Raw genomic sequence first — 19,361 nt, forward strand, 5'->3', positions numbered from 1 at the left:
AGGTCACAGGCGGGTCAGAGGCTGATCCAGCCCGCTGCCAGGGCGACGATCCCGACGACGGCGCCCGCGACCGAGACGGCGAGGATCACCAGTTCGCGGGCCGAGAAGGGCGAACGCCCTTGTTCCCTGCGGGCCTTGACGAACAGGAAGGTGGCGGGCGCGTAGATGATGAGCGAGACGAGGAGGTACTTGAGTCCGGCCGCGTAGATGAGGAACGCGGTGTAGACGGTGGCGAGTACGGCGACCACCAACTCGCCTCGCCCTGAACGGGTTTGAGAGAGGGCGATCTGCACGGCGAAACCGGCCGCGAGCAGGAACGGGATCAGCGTCAGTGAACTGGTCAGGTCCAGGGCGAAGTTGAAGGCGTCGTCGGAGAAGTAGGTGACGACCAGGACGACTTGGCTGAGCAGGGTCGTCATCACCAGCGCGGGCACGGGCACGTCGGCCGCCGTGGACTTCTTCAGGAAGCGCGGCATGTCGTCGTCCTTGGCGGCGACGAACAGCACCTCGGCGGCCATCAGCGTCCAGGCGAGATAGGCGCCCAGCACGGAGACGATCAGCCCGACGCTGACGAAGACCTTCCCCCAGGTGCCCACCGCGTGTTCCAGCACGCCCGCCATGGAGGGCTGCCGCAGTTCGGCGATCTCGCCCATGGGCATCAGGCCGTACGACACGATCGTGACCGACGCGAAGACGGCGAAGACGCTGAGGAAACCGAGGACGGTGGCGCGGCCGACGTCCTCGCGACGCTTGGCGTGCCGGGAGTAGACGCTGGCGCCCTCGACGCCCAGGAACACGAAGACGGTGGCCAGCATGGTGCCCTTGACCTGCTGGAACAGGGAGCCCGCGTAGTCGGCGCCGCCGAAGTTCTCGGCAAAGACATGGGGCTTGAGGTAGAAGAGCGCCAGGACGACGAAGACGAGGATCGGTACGACCTTGGCGACGGTGACGATCCGGTTGATCGCCGCCGCCTCCTTCACCCCGCGGCTGATCAGCAGGAAGAAGAGCCACAGTCCGACCGAGGAGAGGACCACGGCGAGGACGGTGTCGCCCTCGCCGAGGGAGGGGGCGATCGTGCCGATCGTCGACATGATCAGCACCCAGTACGTCACGTTGCCGACGCAGGCGCTGGCCCAGTAGCCGAACGCGGCGAAGAAGCCGAGGTATTCGCCGAACCCGGCCTTGGCGTAGGCGTATACACCGGCGTCGAGGTCGGGTCTGCGGACGGCGAGGGTCTGGAAGACGAAGGCGAGCATCAGCATGCCCGTACCGGCGACGGCCCAGGCGATCAGGGCGCCGGCCACGCCCGTCTCCTGCGCGAACCGGCGCGGGAGCGAGAACACCCCGGCCCCGACCATGGAGCCGACCACCATGGTGGTCAGCGTCGGCAGGGTCAGCTTGGCGGCCGTGGTCCGGGGGTCGGCAGTGGCGGCTTGCGTCACCCGAGGGACGTTAGCAACCAATTGCCCCTATTGCCTGGCGGGCTTCCCCCATATGCCCCATCCGTCATTCGGCCCTATCGTGCTGTTATGGAGCACGCACTGAGTCCCGCCACGCTTACCGAACTGCGGCGCCCGCGCCCCTACCCCGCGGTCTCCGTGCTCACCCCGACGCATCGTCGCGAGCCCGACAACGCGCAGGATCCGGTCCGGCTGCGCAATGTGCTGGCCGAGGCCAAGAAGCAGCTGGAGGCCGATCCCGCGGTCCCCCGGGAGCGGCGCATCGACGTCTCCCGTCAGCTCGACCAGGCCCTCGCCGAGATCGACCTGGCGCATGCCGAGGACGGTCTGGTGATCTTCGCCGCGCCGGGCGAGCACCAGGTGTGGTCCCTCGCCAGGTCGGTGCCGGAGCGTGTGGTGCTCTCCGACACGTTCCTCACCCGCAATCTCGTCTCCGCGCAGGCCTCCGAGCGGCCGTTCTGGGTGCTGTCGCTGGCCGCGGACCGCGTCACGCTGTGGAACGGCGGTGTCGACCGGGTCGTCGAGGACCACACCGGCGGCTTCCCGCTGACCCGCGACCACCGGGACAACTTCGACGCCGAGCGCCAGGAGCGGATCGGCGACATACCGAGCACCTTCCGCGACGAGGACACCCGCCACTTCCTGCGCGAGGCCGACACCGCGATGGGCCGCATCCTGCGCGTGCACCGGCGCCCCCTCTACATCACCGGCGAACAGGCCGCTCTCTCCGCGCTGGACGAGGTCGGCGGCGCCACCAAGGACGCGACGCACATCGCGCACGGCGGTCTCGCGCACGGCACACCCGACGCCGTGTGGCAGGCCGTACGACCGCTGGTCGACGCGGAGGCGCGCAAGAGCACCGTGTCCGTGACCCGGGAGCTCGAATCGGCGCGCGGGCGCAAGGAGTTCGCGGCCGGCGTCGACGAGGTCTGGCAGAACGCCCGCGAGGGCCGGGTCCGGCTGCTGGCCGTCGAGGAGAACTACCGCGTCACGGTCCGCGACGACCACGGCGACCATCTCGTCCCGGCCGACAGCGACGACCTCGACGCCCGCGAGGACATCGTGGACGAGATCGTCGAACAGTGTCTGGAGACCGGCGCCGAGGTCCGCTTCGTCCCCGACGGCACGTTGAACGACGCGGCCGGCATCGCGGGCGTGCTCCGCTACTGAGGCCTCCTCCTCGCCCCCGGGGCTCCCTCTCCCCCGCGGCGTACGCTACGGCGTGATCGTCGACGGAGAGGGAGTGCACACGTGGGTGACCTGCTGGGCGTGGCCGTGCTGGGTGCGGGACACATGGGAGGCGACCACATACGCCGCCTCGACCAGGTGGTGAGCGGCGCCAGGGTCGCCGCCGTGGCCGATCCCGACCCGGATCGCGCCAAGGAGGCGGTGTCCGGACTGGACGCGGTCACGGTGCACGAGGACGCCGTGGCCGCGCTCGACGCCCCCGGGGTCCAGGCGGTCCTCATCGCCTCGCCGGGTCCCGCGCACGAGGAGGCGCTGCTCGCGGCCTTCGCCCGTGGTCTGCCGGTGCTGTGCGAGAAGCCCATGGTGCCCGACTCCACCGGAGCGCTCCGGGTGGTGGAGGCGGAGGCCCGGCTCGGGCGGCGGCTGGCGCAGATCGGGTTCATGCGGCGCTACGACGCTGAGTACCAGCGGCTCAAGTCCCTGCTGGACGGCGGGCAGTTGGGGCGCCCGCTGATGCTGCACTGCACCCACCGCAATGTGTCGTCGCCGCCGTACTTCACCTCGGCGATGCTCATCGACAGCTCGGTCTCGCACGAGATCGACGCGGCCCGCTGGCTGCTCGGCCAGGAACTCACCGCGGTGACCGTGCTCAGCCCCCGCTCCTCGGCGAACGCCCCGGAGGGTCTCCTCGACCCGCAGCTCGTCCTCTTCGAGACCGACGGCGGCGCCCTGGTCGACGTCGAGATCTTCGTCAACTCCGGCTTCGGCTACCAGGTGCGCTGCGAGGCCGTGTGCGAGGCGGGCAGCGCCCGGATCGGCGAGGACCACACGATGGTCGTCACCACCCGGGGCAGCGCCCACGAGGACGTGCCGCTCGACTACCTCGTCCGGTTCGCCGACGCCTACGACCGCGAGGTGCAGTCCTGGGTCGACGCCACCCGGCGGGGCGAGGTCACCGGCCCGAGCGTCTGGGACGGCTACGCGTCCTCCGTGGTCGCCGAGGCCGGGGTCCGGGCGCTGGAGAGCGGCGGCCGGGTGGCCGTGGAGCTCGCCCCGCGCCCGGAGTTGTACGCCGACCTCAGCCGCTGACGCTCGCCGTGCCCGACTCCAGATGTCCGGTGAACCGGCGCGACCAGGTCGCGTCGGAGTCGACGGTGACCGTGAAGTCGTACCAACCGGCCTGGTACGCCACGGCGTTGAAGTAGTCCTCCGCCGACGCGCCCGCGGCGACCGTGTAGGTCCACGGCCCGTCCGTGCGGTAGTGGTTGGAGGTGATGGTGAACTTCACCGACGCGGAGCCCGAGTTGACCATCCTGAAGTAGATCGCGAGCTTGCCCGTGCCCGACTCGACGGCGTAACGGGTGCTCACCTCGACGGACTTGCCCGCCTTCGTCGCGTCGCCCTGGAAGCGGCGCAGGAAACGGTTGGGGCCGACCATGGAGAGGTCGTACTTGCCGCTGCCGTAGCCCGTACCGATGTTGAAGTAGTCGGAGGCGGTGCCACCCGGGTCGACCGTGTACTGCCAGGGCGTGGTGTCGCGGTAGGCGTTGGGGTGGATGGAGAGATGGGCGGCGCTCTTGGCGGCGCCGCCCTGGTTGGACATGGCGAACCAGGCGAGGATCTTGCCGCTCGACCCGAACTCCAGGTGGTCCAGGTACCCGTTGGGCTGGTACGGCAGCGCGCGGGCGGGCCGGGTGCCTGCCTCCTGCACGGGCAGGGCGTTGTTCGTCGGCACCGGGTTGGGCAGCGGGCCGCAGGTGGAGATGCCGATGACGCTGGTCGCCGGAAGCGCGACGGAGCCGTAGACCGGGTTGGCGAAGTCGAAGACGCCGGTCAGGTCGCCGCTGACCTTGCGGCGCCAGGTGCTGATGTTGGGGCAGGCGGCGGGTGTGCCGAGGGACGTGGTCCAGGTCTCGAGGAAGCGCAGGACCGAGGTGTGCTCGAAGACCTCGGAGGAGACCCAACCGCCGCGTGTCCAGGGGGAGATGACGATCATCGGGACGCGGAAGCCGAAGCCGTACGGGACGCCGTTGAGGAACTCGCCGTCGGTGCCGGCAGGCGGGGCCGGTGGCGGGACGTGGTCGAAGTAGCCGTCGTTCTCGTCGTAGTTGAGGAACAGGACGGTCGAGTCGAGGATGTCCGGGTCGGCGGCGAGGGCCTGGTAGACGAGGCCGATGAAGTGCGCGCCGTCGCCGGGCGGGGCGTAGGGGTGCTCGGAGAAGGCCTGGTTGGGGACGACCCAGGAGACCTGCGGGAGGGTGCCCGCGAGGACGTCGGCCTTGATGGCGGCGGCGATGTCGTCGGGGGTCGAGCCGGTGGCGGCCGGGACGGAGGACATGCCCCGGTCGTAGAGGGGGCCGCCCGCCTTGGAGTTGGTGAAGTTCTTGAAGTAGGCGCAGGCGTTGTCGCCGTAGTTGTCGGCCGCGTTCTGGTAGACCTTCCAGCTCACTCCGGCGTTCTGCAGCGCCTCCGCGTAGTTCTGCCAGGTCAGGCCGGACTCGTCACCGCCGTCGTAGCTGGAGGAGTCGACCTTGCCGCTCCACAGGTAGGTGCGGTTGGGGCCCGTCGCGCTGAGCGTGGAGCAGAAGTAGGCGTCGCAGATCGTGTAGTTGTCGGCGAGCGCGTAGTGGAAGGGGATGTCGGCGCGGTCGAGGTAGCCGAGCGAGCGGACGTTGCCGACGCCCGAGACCCAGTTGTCGAGGCGGCCCTTGTTCCACGCGGAGTGCTGCGATGACCAGGAGTGCGGAAGATCGCCGTTGCACTGGGCGAGGGTCTCGCCGTCCTTGCCGCCCGCGGCCGGGGTGGCGCTCAGTTTCCACGGGTACTGACGGCCGCCGCCGTTGGGCTGGTTGAAGACCGGGTAGCCGCCGCTCAGGGTGATGCCGCTGCGGTCGTCGAAGCCGCGGACGCCCTTGAGGCGCCCGAAGTAGTGGTCGAAGCTGCGGTTCTCCTGCATGAGGATCACCACGTGCTTCACGTCCGAGATCGTGCCGGTCGCCGTCCGCGCCTGCTGCGCGGCGATCGCGGGTCGTACGCCGGTACCCGTCGCCATGCCCGCCGCCACGGTGGCACCGAGCCCCACGAAGCCTCTTCGGCTGATCGGTGTCATGCGCTCCGCCCTCGTCACAGGCGTGCCCGAGCGGCACACCGCGCGCAAGGGTGCACCGGGTGATCGCCAAGGTCCATACCGGGACGGTGAGATGGAGGTGAACAAAAGTCAAAACCGGTGCCGGGAGGACGAATTGCCCTCGGCCGTTCAGACGTTCCCGAACAGCGCGCTCAGTCCCCGGTCGACGACAGCGTCCATGTCCTCCTGTCCGGTGGCCACCACGTCGTAGCTCCGCAGCAGGAAGCGGCGCAGCTCAGGGGTGTGGAAGTGGAGCAGGGCGAGTCCGAACGGCGAGTGGAACTCCAGCACCGTACGGGCCCGGCCGCACGGCCACAGGTGAACGTCACCGCCGCCGGCCGGCCTGCGCAGCCCCTCCTCCAGGAGCGAGCGGGCGAAGGTCCAGGTGACGCCGTCGCCGTCGAGGGACACCTCGGGCGGGAAGTCGAGGTGCACGGCCAGCGGGTCCGAGGAGCGGTAGCGGAGCGTGGCGGACACGGGGATCTCCGTGTCGTCCGCCGTGATCAGCCGCGCGCGGGTGGGCTGTTCGAGGGTGATGTCCATGGTCGGTCTCCACTGCGGTGTGAGGTCGGCCGGATTGCCGTGTGCCTGTACGACCTCGCAGGTGCCGTTCGCATTACGCGGAAGCCCGAACGAATTGATGTGACCTGCGTCACTTCATCGTCGGTGTGTGCGACTGCCGGTGAATTCGTTTGCGGTGGGGCGGGTGGGCCATACGGGACCGATCGCCGTCCCGGCGGCCGTCGAGCTCGCGTCCCTGGTGACGATCGCCGTACTCCTGCCGACCTCGCGTCCGCACGAGGAGCAGGCCGCCTACGGCACCCGTCCCGGCGCCCGTCGGTTCGGGACCGTACTGGCGGCCGGGACGCCGTCCGCCACCGGGGCGTTCGCGGGGTTCACGTACGTCGGGAAGTTCCTCGGCGAGGTGAGCGGCTTCGAACAGGCCACCGTCGGCGTCCTGTTGGTGGTCTTCGGCGGTGCGTGCCTGGCCGGGGTGACCGTCACCGGGGCGGTACTGGACCGCTTCCCGCAGGCGGCGCTGAGCGCGGCCGTCGCCGTCCGGGCGGTGGGCATGCTCGGCCTGTACGCGGCCGGCACCGAGCCGGTGGCCGCGGTGGTGTTCCTGGCGCTGATGGGCGGCGCGCTCGGTCCGGTGTTCATGACCACCCAGAACGCGATGCTCCAGTGCGCACCGGGCCGCACGGACCTCGCCCTCGCGGCCAACTCCGGTTCCTGCAACGCGGGTATCGCGGCGGGCGCCGCGCCGGGCGGACTCGTCCTGCGGATCGCCGGTGAGCGGGCGACGTTCCTCGCCGGAGGGCTGTTCACGGCCGGGGCATGCGGGGTGCTGCTTGGCGCGGGGGCCGCGTCGTGAGCCAAGTCCTGTCGAGCAGGCCCAAGTTGAGGAGCGCGGCCCGGCCGAATGACCAGCCTCCTCCCGTGCCGGTGCCGCACGCACAACGACGGGCCGCGGCCGCATCACGGACCAACGCCCGCCGCGCAGCGCCACGTTGGGCGCACCGGGCCGGCCGACGGACCGGCTCACTTCTCCGCCGGAGGCGAACTCGGGCTGTACGCGTCGAGCGCGGCGAGCCGGAGCGCCGCCGCCACCCGGGTCATCGCCTCGGTGGGCGGCGGGTGCGGAAGCCGGGCCAGCAGGAGGCGGCGTTGTTCCTGGGGGCCGCCGCGTACCGGCAGCACGCGTACGCCCGGTGGGACGGCGGGGGCCAGGGACGCGGGCACCGTGGTCAGGCCGCAGCCCGCCGCGACCAGATGGAGCTTGGCCAGCCAGTCGCGGGCGGTGTGGGCGATCTCGGGGCGCTCGTCCAGGCCGGGCCACACGCCCATGAGGCGGTCCTCGCCGGAGGAGGAACTCGCGATCCAGCGCCGCCCGCGCAGGTCGGCCACGTCGACGTAGTCGCCGCGGGCGAGTGGATGCGTGGCGGGTACCGCGAGGCACAGGGGGCGCTCGGTGAGCGTGCGCAGCACCAGCGGCGGTGATTCGGTGTCCGGCGGCCGGAACGGGGGCGCCGACGCCAGCAGGGCCAGGTCGAGGCTGCCTGCCCGCAGCGCGCGTACCAGCGCCGGGGTGCCGCCCTCCCGGCTGACGACGCGCAGGTCGGGGTCGCTGCGGCGCAGGGCGAGCAGGACGCGTGGCAGCAGGGCGGCTCCGGCGCTGGGCAGCCAGCCCAGGCGGACGGTCGCGGCCTCGGTGGGCAGCCCGGACAGTTCGCGGGCGGTGGTGTCGATCTCGTCGAGCACGACCGTCGCCCGCCGCATGACGATGCGGCCGGCCGGGGTCAGCCGTACGCCGTCGCGCCGCCGTTCCAGCAGTTCCGCGCCCGCGGCCCGTTCGATCGCGGCGATCTGCCGGGACACCGCCGACTGGGTGTAGCCCAGCGACACGGCGGCGGCCGTGAAGGTCCCCTGTTCGGCGACCGCGCGGAAGACGCGCAGGGCGGTGAGTGACACATCCGTGAAGTCCATGACGATCACGCATACTAACGGTGCACAACTTTCGTTGGACGCATGGAAGTGATCGTTCCTACCGTGGAGGCATGAACGCTCCACGCATCGCCCTCGTCACGGGCGCCAACCAGGGACTCGGCCGCGCCCTCGTCGAGGGACTGGCGGCCCGCATGGGCCCCGACGACACCGTTCTGCTCACCGGCCGCGACGAGCGGCGGGTGAGCGACGCGGCCCGCGAGGTCGCGAGCCTGCCCGGCACACGCGGCCGGGTGGAGGGCCGGGTCCTCGACGTCACCGACACCGACGCCATCGCCCACCTGGCCGACGAGCTGCGCCGGCGCTACGGCGGCGTCGACGTCGTGATCTCGAACGCCGTGACCCGCATGCTCCCCGGGGAGTCGCAGTCCGAGCGCGCCGACGAGTTCATCGACGTCTCCAACACCGCCACCCACGCGATGCTGCGCTCCCTCGGCCCGTACCTGCGCCCGGGCGGCCGGTTTCTCGTGGTGGCCAGCAGCCTCGGCACCCTCGGTCATCTCGACCCCGCGCTGCACGACCTGTTCGACGGCGCGAGCCTGGACCAGGTCGAGTACGCCGTCGAGTCCTGGCGCAGCGCCGTCCACCACCGGACCACCGCCGAGGCGGGCTGGCCGCTCTGGCTGAACGTCCCCTCGAAGGTGGCCCAGGTCGCCGCAGTCCGCGCGGTCGCCGCCGAACGCCGTCAGGACGACCTCGCGCGCGACACCCTGATCGCGTCCGTGTGCCCCGGCATGGTGGACACCGCCACCTCTCGCCCCTGGTTCGACGACTTCAGCCAGGCCAAGTCCCCGGCCGAGGCCGCGCGCGCCGTGCTCGACCTCGTCTTCGCGGAGCACGTCGATCCCGCGCTCTACGGCGAGTTGGTGCGCTTCGGCGCGGCTCTGGACTGGCACTCCGGCACACCGCTGGTCGAACAGGACCTGAAGCTCACCCCCTGATCACGGCGCGACCGGCTCAGCACAGCTCGTCGATGTTCCGAGCCGACTGCTGCGCCTGCGCGCGGCGTTGGAGAAGGCACCGGCCGCGCCGCCCCTCCGGTGTGAGCCGGGGAGGCGGGCGCGGCCGGGACCGTCAGGGACGGTCAGTCACACGGGCTGCGGGTCAGGGGGTCAGCTGCCACTGCTCGATGTAGCCGACGTCGAGCGCCGCGCGGTCCTGGACCCGCAACTTCCAGGTGCCGTTGACCGGTTGGGCGGAGGCGTCGACGGTGAAGGTCTGGTCGATGTTGTCGGCGGAGCCGCCCGCACGGTTCGACAGGGAGTAGACGGTGCCGTTCGGGCCGACGAGGTCGACGGTCAGGTCGCCCCGGTAGGTGTGGATGATCTTGACGTAGACCTGGGTGGTGGCCGAGGCGTTGCCGTCGCGGCCGGTGACCGTGATCGGGGACTCCACGGCGGCGGCGTTGTCGGGGATGTCCACCCGGGAGCCGTTGGCGTAGATGTTCGCCACCCGCCAGGTGAAGGAGACGGTGGCGGTCGCACCCGTGTCGTCGGTGACGGTCACCGCGACGTCACTGCTCCCGAGGGTGGTCGGGATGCCGGAGATCAGACCGGTGCTGTCGATGGAGAGCCCGTCGGGCAGCCCCGTGGCCGAATAGGTCAGCCCCGCAGCGGAGTTGGTGGTGTACGCGCTGGTCTGGAGGGACACGGACTGTCCGACTCCGCTGATCTGGGCGGAGATCGGGGCCACGTTGACGCCGAGCGCGATCCGGCTGCCGACGTTGATCGCCGCCCACGCGTCGGCCACGGCGAGGTACGTCGGGCTGTACGCGCCGAAGAGGTCCGTGGCGGCCTGGAGGGTCGCGGTGCGGGCACCGGCGTAGTTGGTGGACGAGGTCATGTACGTGGTGAGCGCCCGGTACCAGATCTTCTGGGCGTTCTCGATCCCGATGCCGGCGACGGCCACACCGTCGTAGGTCGGGCTGTCGTAGGCGACGCCGTTGACGGTCTTCGCGCCGCTGCCCTCGGACAGCAGGTAGAAGAGGTGGTTGGCCGGGCCCGAGGAGTAGTGGACGTCGACACTGCCGAGCGTCGAGCTCCAGTAGTCGCGGGACGAACCGTCCTTGGAGGGCTTGTCCATGTAACGCAGCGGTGTGCCGTTGCCGTTGATGTCGATCTTCTCGCCGACCAGGTAGTCGGGGACGTCGGCCGGCAGGTTCTCGTGGAACTCCACCGCCGCGGCGAAGATGTCCGAGGTGGCCTCGTTCAGGCCGCCCGACTCACCGGAGTAGGTGAGGCCGGCGGTCGCGGCGGTGACGCCGTGGCTCATCTCGTGCGCGGCCACGTCCAGCGATGTCAGCGGGTGGGTGTTGCCCGAGCCGTCGCCGTAGGTCATGCAGAAGCAGGTGTCGGACCAGAACGCGTTGACGTAGTTGCTGCCGTAGTGGGCCCGGCTGTAGGCGGCCACGCCGTCGTTGCGTATGCCGTTGCGGCCGAACACGTCCTTGTAGTAGTCCCAGGTGGCCGCGGCACCGAACGCGACGTCCACGCCCGCGGTCTGACGGTTGCTCGCGGTCCCGTCACCCCAGACATCGTTGTCATCCGTAAACAGTGTGCCGGTGCCCGAGGTGCCCTGGTTCAGGTCGTAGGTCTTGTGTCCGGCGCGGTCGCCGTCGACGAGCTGGTACGTCGAGGTCGCCGCGTCGAGCGTGGTGCTGAGCGGGACCGTTCCGTTGAACTGGCCCGTACCGGTGCCCGTTTCGATGCCCTGGTACTGGAAGACGGCCTTGCCCGAGTCGGCGTCGGTGATCACGTGGAGCTCGCTGGGCGTCCCGTCGTCCTGGAAGCCGCCGACGACCGCTTCCCAGGCGAGGACGGGCTTGGCTCCGGCGGCCCAGACGACGAGCCGCGGGGCGCCGTCGAGCTTGACCTCCTCGCCGCCCTTCTTGGCCGCGGCCACCAGCGCCTTGGCCTTCACCGTCGCCGACGTCACGTTCGGAGTGATGTCCGCCAGCTTCAGGTCCGCCTTCGCGGCCTTCGTCACCGAGAGCCGACCGCTCTTGGCGTGCACGACCAGGTCGCCGCCCAGGACGGGCAGTCCGTCGTACGTCCGCTCGTAGCGGGTGTGGGTGGTGCCGTCGGCGTCCTGCGTGACGTCCTTGACGACGAGCTTCTCCTTGGCCCCGAGGCCGAGGGTCTTCGCCGTGCTCCGCACCGCCGCGCCCGCGCTCCTGAGGAGGGCGGCGTGCTTCGCCGGGGACAGCGCGGCCGGGGCCGCTCCGGCCCGCGGGGCGGCCAGGATCTTCGCGGGGGTGGTGTGGCCGCCGGGGGCGGCGGAGGCGGCGCCGGTCTGCATACCGGCGGCCAGCAGGGTGCCGACCGCGGTGAGCACGAGGGCGGCGGTGTATCTGGGGTGGTGCGGATAACGGTCATGCCGGGTCAAGGCGTTCTCCTTATGTGGGGTGGTCGGACTCGGTGGAGTCCTGGAGAGCGGGTCGGGCCGGGGTACGGCCGTCCGGCGGCGCGCGGGTGGTGAGGAGAAGGAGTGAGGAGGAAGTGAACGCTCGGTGAGCGTGGTGCACAGCAGCCTGGCATCACGCCCACAGAATTGTCATGGCTATAACAAATCAACGGCTCAAAATGAGCGTTGCGAACTGCGGATCACTCACCTGAGCGACTCTTTTCGGCCTCCCGCCGGGCGTCGGCACGCTCGGGAACAGTGGGCCGTCGAACAGGTGGTTGAATGACCGGCCTGAGGGGTAATCAATCCCTCAACTCGCGTACGGCGCATACGACTTGCCCCACCGGGAGAACTGCGCCACGAGCACGGCACACGTCGCCCGTGAAGACGCTGGCATATGCCAGAAGCACCACCGGATCGGGTGTTGCCAAATCCCTTACAGGGCGTCGCGGCCTGTGCGACAGTCGTAACCGGTCCCTCCATCCGCCTTGGTCGTACCGTCCCCGCATCGGAGTGCGTCATGCCGTCCCATCTCTCTGCGGACCGCCCCGCCGCCCAGCCGCCCGCGCGCGGCTCGGTCGACGCGCTGATATCACAGGCGCGGCGGCTCATGGGCGACGTGGACGCCGTACGACGGGACGCGCAGCACGACGGTTCGGACCCGCGGGAGCGGTGGCAGCGGGCGCTGTGCGATCTGGCGCTGCACCAACTCAACGATCTCGACGAGCACTTGGCCCAGTTGCGGGACGGCCCGCCGCCGGTGCCGGCCGCCGTGGAGGCGCCGCCCGCCGCACCTGCCGCACCGGAAGCGGCTCGTGACGACTCGCTGCTCAGCCGGGTCGGGAGTGCCGAGTGGAATCTGCTGACGGACGCGGCGAGTTGGTCCGGGGAGCTGTATCGGATCCTCGGCCGGGACCCGGCCGCTCCGCCGCTCACCCTCGACGAACTGCCGTCGCTGGTCCTCGACGAGGACCGGCCGCGCCTGACCGCGATGGTCACGGACTGTCTGATCGACGCCAAGCCCATCGACGGCGAGTTCCGCGTCGTGCGGCCCGACGGCGCCGTACGGACCGTGCACATGATGGGCGAGCCCGTGCTCGACGCCGACGGTGGCACCGCCTCGATGTGGGCCGTGCTGCGGGACGTCAGCGAACTGCGCCGCAGCCAGCGGACGGTGAGCGAGACCCGTGACTCGCTGCAGCTCCACCGGCATCACGCGCAGACCGAGCGCCGGCTCGCGGTCGAGCTGCAGGAGGCCGTGCTGCCGCCGTGGCGCGGCTCCCTGCGGCTCCCGCACCAGGGGCCGGAGACACTGGACCTGGCCGCCCGCTATCTGCCCTCCTCCACCAGTGCGTTGATCGGCGGCGACTGGTACGACGCGCTCCAACTGTCCGACGGGGCAACGCTGTTGAGCGTCGGCGACCTCACCGGACACGGTGTCGCCGTCACCTCGGGCATGGCGATGCTGCTCGGCGCCCTGCGCGGTATGGCGATGGCCGGCACCGAGCCCGCTCAACTGATGTCGTGGCTCAACCAGTTACTGGACGCCACCGTGCAACCGGCCCTGGGCAGCGCGGTGTGCTGCCGGTACCGGCCCGAGACCCGCTTGCTGGCGTGGGCGCAGGCAGGACACCCCGCCCCGCTGCTGTTCCGCGACGGGACGGGGCGCGTGCTGAACGCACCGGACGGCGTACTGCTCGGCGCCACCTCCGGAGCGGCCTACGGTCAGGCCGAGGAGACCCTGGAGGCGGGTGACGTACTCCTGTTGCACACGGACGGACTGGTGCCCGGGCGCGACGGAGTTGCCGCTGTGGACCAACTCCTCGGCCTGGCCCCGCGGTTCGGGGAGGCGCGCTCCGCACAGGACTGTGTGCGGATGGTCGTGGAGGAGTTCGGCGACACCGAGCGCGCGGACGACGCGTGCGTGCTCATCGCCAGGACCACCTAGACCGCCAGGAGCATCTGGCAGGCGAGAGACAGCGGCACAACCCCCTTATGCCTGTGCGCTGTTGCCGCCCCTGGCCCTCGGACTCTTCGACTGTGTCTTCGGCAGCGCGAGTTGGATCTCCTCCCGCAGTTCGTGGATCCTCGGGTAGTCGGAGTACTGGGCGGTCAGCCGGTACATCTCGCGCAGCCGGTCCCAGGTGCGGTGGGAGGAGTTCGATCCCATCGACGCCAGGGCCAACCGCGCGTACCTGTCCGCCTGTTCGGGGTCGTCCGCGATGAAGCACGCGGAGGCCATCGACAGGAAGTCGAAGATCTTCGACCGCTGCCGTCCGTCGACCCGCAGCGCCAGGGCCTTCTCCGCGAAGTACTGGGCGTGCACGGCCGCGCCGGGCTCGTGCTCGGCCAGCGTGCGGTAGGCCAGGGCCTGCATGCCGTAGAGGTCCTCCTCCTTGAAGGTCTGCATCCAGCTGGGGGCCGGTACGTCGCCGCGGTCGGAGACGAAGAGGTCCTCCGCCTGGCCGAGGGTGCGGCGCATGGCCTGGCCCTTGCCCATCGACGCCTGTGCCCAGGCCTCGATGGTGTAGAGCATCGCCTGGGTGCGGGGCAGCACCTGGTCGCCGGAACCGGTCTTGGCGAGTTTCATGAGATCGAGCGCGTCGTCGGGCCGGCCCAGGTGCACCATCTGGCGAGCCGCCCGGGAGAGCGCCTCCCCGGCGCGGGGCCGGTCGCCGCCCTCACGGGCCGCGTGGGCGGCGATGACGAAGTACTTCTGGGCCGTGGGCTCCAGGCCGACGTCGTGCGACATCCAGCCCGCGAGGACGGCGAGATTGGCGGCGACGCCCCACAGGCGCCGCTGCAGATGGTCGGGGTGCCGGTAGGCGAGCATGCCGCCCACCTCGTTGAGCTGTCCCACCACAGCCTTGCGTTGCAGCCCGCCGCCGCGGGCCGCGTCCCAGGCTCGGAACACCTTGACGGACTCCTCCAGTTCGTCGATCTCCTGCGACCCGATGGGGGCGGCCTCGTAGCGGTCGAACCCAGCGGGGTCGGCGTGCAGGGGATCGTCGAATCGGGGGGCGTCGGCGGAAAGAGTCGGATCGGAGTGCAGCCATGCGTACATGGCGCTGCTGAGTGCGGAGCCTGCGGCGAGCGCGGCGCCCGCGCCCACCAAGCCGCGTCGGTTGAGCATGAGGTCCATTCCCGTGAATTCGGTGAGGACCGCAGCAGTCCGTTCGGGCGCCCACGGCACACCGTCGGGATGTTCCACATTCCCGTCGTCGGGCCGTTTCCCCGTACGCCCGTGCCGGACCAGACCGAGGTCCTCCATGGTCACGACACGGCCGAGACGCTCGGTGAACAGAGCCGCCAGCACCCTCGGCACCGGATCGCGCGGGATCTCTCCCATGTCGATCCAACGCCGTACCCGCGAGGTGTCGGTCGACAGCTGGGGGTGGCCCATGGCCGCCGCCTGCCGGTTGACCCGCCGCGCGAGCTCGCCCTTGGACCAGCCGGCCAGGCCGAACAGGTCCGAGAGACGGGAGTTGGGTTGTCCGTTCACGTCAAGCCCCCAGGTTCTCGGCTGACTTGAACATAGCCCGGTGCGCTGTGCCGGGCGACTATTCGCCAGGGTTCGCCAGGGTGCGCCAGATGGTGTGCCACTGCGCATCTGGTGTCAGGTAGGAACGCGCCACCCCGACCCGGTCACCGAGGGACACTCCCCAGGGTGCACCTGCGGAACCGGGCCGGGAGCGCGCTTGCTTGGACAGGCACTGCAGGCACACGAAGGGATCTGTCTCTCCCATGTACACAGCATCGTCCTCCGTGTCCGCCCCGCCCCGGTCGCTGCACCCTCGCCCGGGCGCCGGCGGCCCCTACCTCGACCCGGCGCGTCCGGCGGCCGGCCCCGTGCTCGGTGCGGGCAGGCCGCGGCGCGTTCCCGGGCTCGGCACCCAACCGCTCAGCGGGAGACTCGACTTGTCCGGCCCTCAGGGCGCCCAACTGCGTACGGCGATCGCGTCGGTGCACCGGATCTGTCCGGAGTTCGCTCCGGTGCAGGTGCTACGCCGCAACGGGCGCTCGGTGCTCCTGGTCGGAACGACCGGACGCAGCACGGCGGTCGCGAAGTGTTTACTGGACCACTCCCCAGCGTGGGCCGAGCGGATCCGGCACGAGATAGCGGCGTACCGCTCGTTCGTCCGGCACCGCCCGCCGGTGCGGGTGCCGCGGCTGATCGCGGCGGACCCGGACAACTGCACGCTCGTCATCGAGCGGATGCCGGGCCGGGTGGCGGCGCTGCACCGCCATCCGGCGGAGGCTCCGCCGCGGGCGGACATCAGGGCGGCGCTCGGGGCGATCTGCCGGCTCAATGCCTGGCGGCCGCCGGCCGGCACGTTCGACGCCCCGCTGGACTACGCGGCCCGGATCTCGCGCTATCACGAGCTGGGGCTGCTCACCGACCGGGACATGGGAGACCTGCAGAAGCTGCTGCACGGCATCGCGCACTCGGCGGGCCGCCAGGGCATGGGCCAGTTCTGCCACGGTGACGCCCTGCTGTCCAACATCCTCCTCTCGCCGGCCGGTCCAGTGCTGGTGGACTGGGAGCACGCGGGCTGGTACCTGCCGGGCTACGACCTGGCGACGCTGTGGGCGGTCCTCGGGGACGCGCCGGTGGCCCGGCGGCAGATCAGCCAGATCGCGCAGTCGGCGGGACCGGCCTCGCGTGACGCCTTCCTGGTGAACCTGATGCTGGTGCTGACCCGGGAGATCCGTACCTACGAGATGGCCGTGCAGCGTTCGATGCACGACTCGACCCCGGCGGCACCGGGCGTGGTGGCCCACCCGGGTGCTGCGCCGTCCGGCGAGGAACAACGGCTGCTGCTGAGGCGGCTGCACGACGACTGCCAGATGGCCCGACGGGCCGTGCGTGCGGCGGTCGGCACTCGCTGACGGGGACGACGGTCCGCGGTGCGCCCTGCAGCGGCGCACCGCGGACCTCGTGCGTCTCGGCCACATGTGCGTCCCCCCGCATGACTCACCCATTGGTGTAGTCCACTGACGCCCCGCAGGCCCGAAAGCCGCCGCCACGAAACTCCTCGGATCCCCTGTTGACAAGGGAATTCGCCTCTCTCTGGGCATGATTGACGGATCGTCGGCCAGCCGGTACCACTGACGCACGCCCGGCCCCGAACGGATCGTCACACCCCACCGTCCCAGGAGGCTGCATTGCGAGGATCCTCGACCGACCCCACCCGCGCTCCCGGGCACAGACGCGCGCGCGGAACCGCCGGCGCGCTCGCCACGGCCGCCCTGCTGCTGCCCCTGCTGGGCGCGGCCCCCGCCCAGAACGCCACCGGCTCCGCCGCCTCGACCCTCCAGCGGGCGTTCGCGTCGGCGTCCGCGCGGTACCACGTGCCGCAGACGGTGCTGCTGGCCGTCTCCTACCTCCAGTCCCGCTGGGACACGCACGACGGAGCGCCGAGCGTCACCGGCGGCTACGGCCCCATGCACCTCACGGACGCCCGCACCGCCCTCGCCGCGGCGGAGCACTTCGGCGAGGGCACCGAGGACGCCCGCGGCGACAGCGCCCGCCCGGCCCTGCACCCCACCGCGCGGATTCCGGCGGACTCCCAACTACCGCCCCGGCTAAGGACGTTGACGAAGGCCGCCGAGCTGACCGGGCTCGCGGCGAGCGATCTGCGGACCGACGAGGTCGCCAACGTGGCGGGCGGCGCCGCACTCCTGGCCGACGCCCAGCAGGGTCTCGGCGAGCCGTTGAGCGCGGACCCGGCCGAGTGGTACGGCGCGATCGCGCGCTTCTCCGGCGCCGACGACACGGCGACGGCAGCGGCGTATGCCAACGATGTCTACGACGTCATCCACACCGGCGAGCAGCGCGTCACGGACGCCGGGCAACAGGTCGTGCTGGCGGCACAGCCCGAACTCGCTCCCGACACCGCGCAGTTGGCGGAGACCGGGCTGCGGACGGTCGCCGCCGCCGGCACGGAATGCCCGAAGAAGGTGTCCTGCGAGTGGATCCCGGCGCCGTACTCCCAGTTCGGGAACGACGACTACGGCAACCACGACCTGGGCGACCGGCCCGCGTCGCAGAGCATCAAGTACATCGTCGTCCATGACACGGAAGGCCAGTGGGACGGTGTCCTGAACCTGGTCCAGGACCCCACCTATGTGTCGTGGAACTACACGATCCGCTCCACCGACGGTCTGATCGCCCAGCATGTGAAGGCCAAGGACGTGGCCTGGCACGCGGGCAACTGGTACATCAACGCCAAGTCGATCGGCATCGAGCACGAGGGCTTCCTCGCGGCGCCGGACGCCTGGTACACGGAGGCGATGTACCGCTCGTCGGCGCGGCTGGTGGCGTACCTGACGAAGAAGTACGGCATCCCGCTGGACCGGCAGCACATCCTCGGCCACGACAACGTGCCGGGGCCGACCACGTCCACGGTCCCCGGGATGCACACGGACCCGGGCCCGTACTGGGACTGGGCGCACTACTTCGCCCTGCTGGGCCACCCCGTCAAGCAGACCGCGAAGAAGGGCGGCGGCCTGGTGACGATCCGCCCCGACTACACCGCCAACCGGCCGGTGTACACGGGCTGTGTCACCGCGGGCCAGGCGTGCGCGGCGCACGGGTCGAGCGAGGTCCGGCTGTACTCCGGGCCCGGCGAGACCTACCCGCTGATCAAGGACATCGGCCTCGGGACGACCCCGACCACCGGGGTGAACGACCTGTCGTCACGGGTGTCCACCGGGCAGCAGTACGCGGTGGCGGACCGCTCCGGGGACTGGACCGCGATCTGGTACCTGGGTCAGGAGGCCTGGTTCAAGAACCCGAAGAAGTACCCCACCGCGGTCGCGGCGACGGGCTCGGTGGTGACGCCGAAGGCGGGCGTGGACAGCGTCCCGGTCTACGGTCGCGCCTACCCGGAGGCCTCGGCCTACCCCTCGGGAGTGCCCGCCCAGGCGGTGTCCCCGCTGCCGTACAAGCTGCTCGCGGGCCAGAAGTACGTGGTCGGTGACAAGGTGCCCGGCGAGTACTACTACGCGGTCACCTTCACCACCGACTCGCACAAGGTCGTCGTAGGAAAGGATCTCTACTACGAGATCCAGTACGGCCACCGGGTGGAGTTCGTCCGCGCCGCCGATGTGACGGTGGCGCGGTCGGGCCGGTAGCCGGGCCTCAGCCCTGCTGGAACAGTTCCGCCGGGAGCGGTTTGAGCAGGGCGTAGAGGTCGTCCGTGATGGGGCGGTCCCAGGCGGCGATGGTGACCAGGACGTTGTCGCTGCGGTCGAACTGGACGCAGGAGATGCGGCTCTCGGAGAGCTTGAGGCGGCGCACGATCAGCAGGTTGTCGCCCTGCATCACCGGCATGTCCTCGGTGCCTACGACGGTCACCTCCTCGTCGTTCTCCAGCGCGAGCAGCAGCTGCGCGACCTCGAAGGGGATCTCGTCCTCGGCGACGTCACGGGCCGGGGAGCCCTCCGGCAGATTCCCGATGACCATCGCGGGGCCACGGCCGCCGAACAGGTCGTACCGCAGGAACACGCCCTGGCAGGTGCCGTCGGGGGCGGGCAGCAGACCGGCACCGAGGTTCCCGGGCCAGTCGCCCGGGTCCATGGCCAGCACATCGAATTCGGGGCCGGCGGGGGTGGCGCTGCGGCGGCGGAGGAACGACATGGCGCAATGGTACGGGGTGCCGTCCGGCGGTGGAGCC

14 protein-coding genes are annotated in these 19,361 nt (G+C 70.9%); 7 read left to right on the forward strand and 7 right to left on the reverse strand.

The genetic code is table 11. The annotated features are described in order from the left end of the window. Window positions 1-14: 14 nt before the first annotated feature. Window positions 15-1,442 carry a basic amino acid/polyamine antiporter gene (locus tag JHN63_RS06350; RefSeq protein WP_200677773.1) on the reverse strand — a complete coding sequence of 476 codons (1,428 nt, stop codon included), beginning with the start codon at window positions 1,440-1,442 and terminating at the stop codon, window positions 15-17. 87 nt (window positions 1,443-1,529) lie between these two features. On the opposite strand from JHN63_RS06350, the gene JHN63_RS06355 reads away from it, so the two are divergent. Continuing rightward, window positions 1,530-2,630, forward strand: coding sequence for a chemotaxis protein (locus tag JHN63_RS06355; protein ID WP_200677774.1), 1,101 nt, complete (start codon window positions 1,530-1,532; stop codon window positions 2,628-2,630). An 81-nt stretch (window positions 2,631-2,711) separates the two neighbouring features. After that, the gene (locus JHN63_RS06360; protein WP_200677775.1) at window positions 2,712-3,737 is read left to right on the forward strand and encodes a Gfo/Idh/MocA family protein; all 1,026 of its coding nucleotides are present in this window, start codon (window positions 2,712-2,714) and stop codon (window positions 3,735-3,737) included. Here JHN63_RS06360 and JHN63_RS06365 read toward each other — a convergent pair. Together JHN63_RS06365 and JHN63_RS06370 are read right to left on the reverse strand one after the other, a co-directional pair. Then, window positions 3,727-5,757: a phosphocholine-specific phospholipase C gene (locus JHN63_RS06365; protein ID WP_200677776.1), complete on the reverse strand. Its 2,031-nt coding sequence runs from the start codon at window positions 5,755-5,757 to the stop codon at window positions 3,727-3,729. The genes JHN63_RS06360 and JHN63_RS06365 overlap by 11 nt on opposite strands. Before the next feature lie 147 nt (window positions 5,758-5,904). Continuing rightward, the gene (locus JHN63_RS06370) at window positions 5,905-6,318 is read right to left on the reverse strand and encodes an SsgA family sporulation/cell division regulator (RefSeq protein WP_200677777.1); all 414 of its coding nucleotides are present in this window, start codon (window positions 6,316-6,318) and stop codon (window positions 5,905-5,907) included. Window positions 6,319-6,481: 163 nt separating this feature from the next. On the opposite strand from JHN63_RS06370, the gene JHN63_RS06375 reads away from it, so the two are divergent. After that, on the forward strand, window positions 6,482-7,150 hold the full coding sequence (locus JHN63_RS06375) for a hypothetical protein (RefSeq protein WP_234476207.1): 669 nt from the start codon (window positions 6,482-6,484) through the stop codon (window positions 7,148-7,150). A gap of 167 nt (window positions 7,151-7,317) precedes the next feature. Here JHN63_RS06375 and JHN63_RS06380 read toward each other — a convergent pair whose 3' ends face one another. After that, on the reverse strand, window positions 7,318-8,262 hold the full coding sequence (locus JHN63_RS06380) for a LysR family transcriptional regulator (RefSeq protein ID WP_200677792.1): 945 nt from the start codon (window positions 8,260-8,262) through the stop codon (window positions 7,318-7,320). A gap of 71 nt (window positions 8,263-8,333) precedes the next feature. On the opposite strand from JHN63_RS06380, the gene JHN63_RS06385 reads away from it, so the two are divergent. Further along, window positions 8,334-9,221, forward strand: coding sequence for an SDR family oxidoreductase (locus tag JHN63_RS06385; RefSeq protein ID WP_200677779.1), 888 nt, complete (start codon window positions 8,334-8,336; stop codon window positions 9,219-9,221). Between the two features lie 163 nt (window positions 9,222-9,384). Here JHN63_RS06385 and JHN63_RS06390 read toward each other — a convergent pair whose 3' ends face one another. Beyond that, window positions 9,385-11,664 (reverse strand): M4 family metallopeptidase, encoded by a 2,280-nt coding sequence (locus tag JHN63_RS06390; protein WP_200677781.1) that lies wholly within the window; start codon window positions 11,662-11,664, stop codon window positions 9,385-9,387. Window positions 11,665-12,202: 538 nt separating this feature from the next. Here JHN63_RS06390 and JHN63_RS06395 point away from each other — a divergent pair. Continuing rightward, window positions 12,203-13,630: a PP2C family protein-serine/threonine phosphatase gene (locus tag JHN63_RS06395; RefSeq protein ID WP_200677783.1), complete on the forward strand. Its 1,428-nt coding sequence runs from the start codon at window positions 12,203-12,205 to the stop codon at window positions 13,628-13,630. Window positions 13,631-13,675: 45 nt separating this feature from the next. On the opposite strand, the gene JHN63_RS06400 is transcribed toward JHN63_RS06395, so the two are convergent. Next, the gene (locus tag JHN63_RS06400; protein ID WP_200677785.1) at window positions 13,676-15,184 is read right to left on the reverse strand and encodes a hypothetical protein; all 1,509 of its coding nucleotides are present in this window, start codon (window positions 15,182-15,184) and stop codon (window positions 13,676-13,678) included. 242 nt (window positions 15,185-15,426) lie between these two features. On the opposite strand from JHN63_RS06400, the gene JHN63_RS06405 reads away from it, so the two are divergent. Both JHN63_RS06405 and JHN63_RS06410 read left to right on the forward strand, forming a co-directional pair. Then, entirely contained in the window at window positions 15,427-16,572 is a 1,146-nt protein-coding gene (locus JHN63_RS06405) for an aminoglycoside phosphotransferase family protein (protein ID WP_200677787.1), read from the forward strand. Between the two features lie 276 nt (window positions 16,573-16,848). Further along, on the forward strand, window positions 16,849-18,819 hold the full coding sequence (locus JHN63_RS06410) for an N-acetylmuramoyl-L-alanine amidase (RefSeq protein WP_200677789.1): 1,971 nt from the start codon (window positions 16,849-16,851) through the stop codon (window positions 18,817-18,819). 7 nt (window positions 18,820-18,826) lie between these two features. Here JHN63_RS06410 and JHN63_RS06415 read toward each other — a convergent pair whose 3' ends face one another. Next, the gene (locus JHN63_RS06415) at window positions 18,827-19,324 is read right to left on the reverse strand and encodes a hypothetical protein (protein WP_200677790.1); all 498 of its coding nucleotides are present in this window, start codon (window positions 19,322-19,324) and stop codon (window positions 18,827-18,829) included. Window positions 19,325-19,361: the final 37 nt, after the last annotated feature.

It is taken from the genome of Streptomyces sp. MBT65, assembly GCF_016612545.1.
In the GTDB taxonomy this organism is placed as follows: domain Bacteria; phylum Actinomycetota; class Actinomycetes; order Streptomycetales; family Streptomycetaceae; genus Streptomyces.